The organism is Saccharomonospora halophila 8 (assembly GCF_000383775.1).
Taxonomy (GTDB): Bacteria; Actinomycetota; Actinomycetes; order Mycobacteriales; family Pseudonocardiaceae; genus Saccharomonospora; species Saccharomonospora halophila.
This window is the reverse complement of the sequence record NZ_KB912578.1, coordinates 23,653-26,553: the sequence shown is the minus strand read 5'-3', so window position 1 is coordinate 26,553 and position 2,901 is coordinate 23,653. Positions and strand designations below refer to the sequence as shown.

5 protein-coding genes are annotated in these 2,901 nt (G+C 72.0%); 3 read left to right on the top strand and 2 right to left on the bottom strand.

The features are described 5' to 3' along the window. The coding region (locus tag SACHA_RS26345; RefSeq protein WP_019811836.1) for an acyl-CoA dehydrogenase family protein at nucleotides 1–534 on the top strand (534 nt) is incomplete at its 5' end. An 18-nt stretch (nucleotides 535–552) separates the two neighbouring features. On the opposite strand, the gene SACHA_RS0117465 is transcribed toward SACHA_RS26345, so the two are convergent. Then, entirely contained in the window at nucleotides 553–1,008 is a 456-nt protein-coding gene (locus SACHA_RS0117465; RefSeq protein WP_019811834.1) for a MarR family winged helix-turn-helix transcriptional regulator, read from the bottom strand. Between the two features lie 109 nt (nucleotides 1,009–1,117). Here SACHA_RS0117465 and SACHA_RS0117460 point away from each other — a divergent pair, with 109 nt between their 5' ends. Both SACHA_RS0117460 and SACHA_RS0117455 read left to right on the top strand, forming a co-directional pair. Next, entirely contained in the window at nucleotides 1,118–1,987 is an 870-nt protein-coding gene (locus SACHA_RS0117460; protein WP_019811832.1) for a TIGR03560 family F420-dependent LLM class oxidoreductase, read from the top strand. Further along, the gene (locus tag SACHA_RS0117455) at nucleotides 1,984–2,529 is read left to right on the top strand and encodes a hypothetical protein (RefSeq protein ID WP_019811830.1); all 546 of its coding nucleotides are present in this window, start codon (nucleotides 1,984–1,986) and stop codon (nucleotides 2,527–2,529) included. Before SACHA_RS0117460 ends, SACHA_RS0117455 begins: the two co-directional genes overlap by 4 nt. A gap of 76 nt (nucleotides 2,530–2,605) precedes the next feature. Here SACHA_RS0117455 and SACHA_RS0117450 read toward each other — a convergent pair. After that, nucleotides 2,606–2,901 (bottom strand): hypothetical protein (locus tag SACHA_RS0117450; protein ID WP_232211917.1); only part of this gene is annotated, 296 nt, incomplete at its 5' end.

Genomic DNA, 2,901 nt, shown 5'->3' with positions numbered 1-2,901 from the left:
GTGTCGCCGCAGTCGGTCGTCGACCACGCGGACGCCGCGCTGGTGGAGGCGGACGACGTCGCCGTGGAGACGGTGCTGCCCGCCGCGGCGACCGGTTCGGCCCGCGCCCGGATGACCGTGGGGCTGTGCGCGACGCAGCTCGGGGTGCTCGAACGGGCCGTGGAACGCACGGCCGACTACGCGCGGGAGCGCGAACAGTTCGGCAAGCCGATCGGGTCGTTCCAGGCGGTGCGGCACCGGCTCGCCGACGCCCACCTGGACGTGGAGGCCGTCCGGCTGACGCTGTGGCAGGCCGCCTGGCGGTTGTCCGAGGGCGCCACGGGAACGGACGCCGCGCAGGAACTGTCCACCGCCAAGTACTGGGCCTCCGAGGCGGGCCACCGGGTCGCGCACGCGGCGGTCCATCTGCACGGCGGGGTCGGCATCGACACCGACCACGAGATCCACCGCCATTTCGTCGCGGCCAAACGCACCGAATTCACCCTCGGCGGCGCGACGGCACACCTGCGGCAGCTCGGCGCGGCCCTGGCCTGAACCCGGGCGCACCCGCCGTCACCCGGCGGAATCACCCGGTGGGCGGTCGCTGACGTTGCGCCGCAGCGTCTCCAGCAGGTGTTCCAGCCGCGCGGTGTCGTCGGTGTCGAGTCCGTCGCGCAGACGGCGGTCGAACGCGACGGCGGCCTCGCGCATCCGGTGGAACGCCGCGTCGCCCGCGTCGGTGAGTTCCACCAGGTGCACCCGCCGGTTCGCGGGGTCGCGGCGGCGGGTGACCAGCCCGTGGGACTCCAGGGTGTTCAGGTGCTGGGTCAGCGTCGCGCCACGGATCCCCACGGCCTCCGCCAGCTCCCGCTGATTCGCCAGGGGCGCGGACTTCAGCGCCATCAGCACCAGCCAGCTCGGGCGCGAACCGCCCGCGTCCGCGAGCGCGTCGTCGAACGCCTGACTGACGGCCTTCGCGGTTTTCGCAAGCCGGAGCCCCAGCGGCGGTCCGGACGGACGCTGTGCCATGCCACGGACACTACCATTATCGTTAGATGGCGAACCATTTGACGCCTAATCGTTCGTCACCTAACGTAGACATCGGGAGCGGTCGCTCGATACGGAGAAGGTGACCGGGATGCGGATCAGTGTGAGCGTGACGAACTACTCGTGGCGGGACGGGCCGCCCGAACGACGGCTCGCCGAGGTCGCCCGCGCGGCGGACCACGCCGGGTTGGACACCCTCTGGGTGCCGGACCACCTCCTCCAGGTCGACCCGACGAGCACCGGGGACGCGGAGATGCTGGAGGCCTACACCACCCTGGGTTTTCTGGCCGCACGGACCCGGCGGATCCGGCTGGGAACCCTGGTGACGGCCGTGACGTTCCGACCGGCGGCCTTGCTGATCAAGGCGGTCACCACGCTCGACGTACTCTCCGGGGGGCGCGCCCGGCTGGGGCTCGGTGCCGGCTACCACGAAGGGGAGGCGCGGGCCATGGGACTGTCCCTGCCACCGATCGCCGAGCGGTTCGCCCGCCTCGAAGAGACACTCCGGCTCGCCGAGCACCTGTGGAGCGGACACGAAACGGCCTTCCACGGCACCCGTCACCACCTTGAGAACCCGGTGAACAGGCCGTTCCCGGTCTCCCGGCCACGCCCACCGGTGCTGATCGGGGGCACGGGCGAACAGCGCACACTGCGACTCGTCGCCCGGTACGCGGACGCGTGCAATCTCTACGACCTCCCCGATGACGGCCGGACCGTCCGCCGGAAAGTCGCTGTGCTGGCCAGGCACTGCGAGGAACTCGGCCGCTCCATCGACACGGTCGACAAGACCCTGACGACGCGCCTGTCCGCCGGAGAGAACACCGACGACTTCGTCCGGCGGTGCGCCCTCGCCGGGGAATGGGGTATCGACCACGTCGTCGTGCTCACCAGCGGGCCGTGGACGGAGCAGGGTATGGCCACGCTCACCCGAGCGGCGGACGAACTCGGAGGGAAACGGTGACCGCGACACAACCACCTTCCCTCCCGCGGTCACGCGCGACCCGCGGTAGGCGGCTCGGACCACGGGCGCGCAAGAGTGCCCTGGTCGTCCACATCGTCACGGCGGGCGCGTGGATCGGCATCGACGTGGTGTTGGCGGTCCTGGTGTTCACCGCGTTGACGACCGACGACGTGATCACGGCGGCGGTGAGTTACCAGGCGCTCGAACTGTTCGCGCTCTGGCCGCTGTTCCTCACCGGGATGGCGTGTCTGGTGTCCGGGCTCGTGCTGGGCGCGGGCACCCGGTACGGCGTGGTGCGGTACTGGTGGGTCGTCGGCAAACTGGTGATCAACGTCGTGTTCGTGGCCCTGGTGCCGCTGGCGCTGCGGCCCGCGGTGACCGCGGCGGCCGACTACGGGAGTGCGATGCCGACCGCACGGCCCGCACCGGAGGCGCTGGCCGACCTCATCTTCCCGCCGATCGTGTCACCACTGGGGCTGCTCGCCGCGGTGCTGCTGGCCGTGTTCAAGCCGTGGGGCCGGGTCCGGCCCCGGCGCCGCTGAGCGCCCGCGGCGTCTCAGGCGGGTGCCGGAGCACCCGCGGTGCCCTCAGGCGGGTGCCGGAGCACCCGCGGTGCCCTCAGGCGGGGAGGACGGGAACCACCCAGCCGTCGTCGGACTCCGCCCAGTCGGCGTCGGGGCTGCGGTTCCAGCCCGCGTCCCGCAGATGCTGCTCCGCCTGGGCGGGCTCGGTGGTTCCGACCGGGAGCTCCAGGACGGTAACCGGGGTCCCCCGGTCGTCCCGGACGATCAGATGCGGGGCCCCTCCCGGTCCGGCGACGATGAAGTGGGCGTTGTTGGCCATGTGTCTCCCCTCGTCCGCGACGGTGCGGTACGGCCCCGCCGGGGGGGCGTACCGCACCGTCGCGGATAACC

Bases quoted from the DNA above. Each gene is read 5' to 3' on its own strand.
- SACHA_RS0117460 (WP_019811832.1), top strand. From the start codon at position 1,118: ATGCGGATCAGTGTGAGCGTGACGAACTACTCGTGGCGGGACGGGCCG.
- SACHA_RS0117465 (WP_019811834.1), bottom strand. From the start codon at position 1,008: ATGGCACAGCGTCCGTCCGGACCGCCGCTGGGGCTCCGGCTTGCGAAA.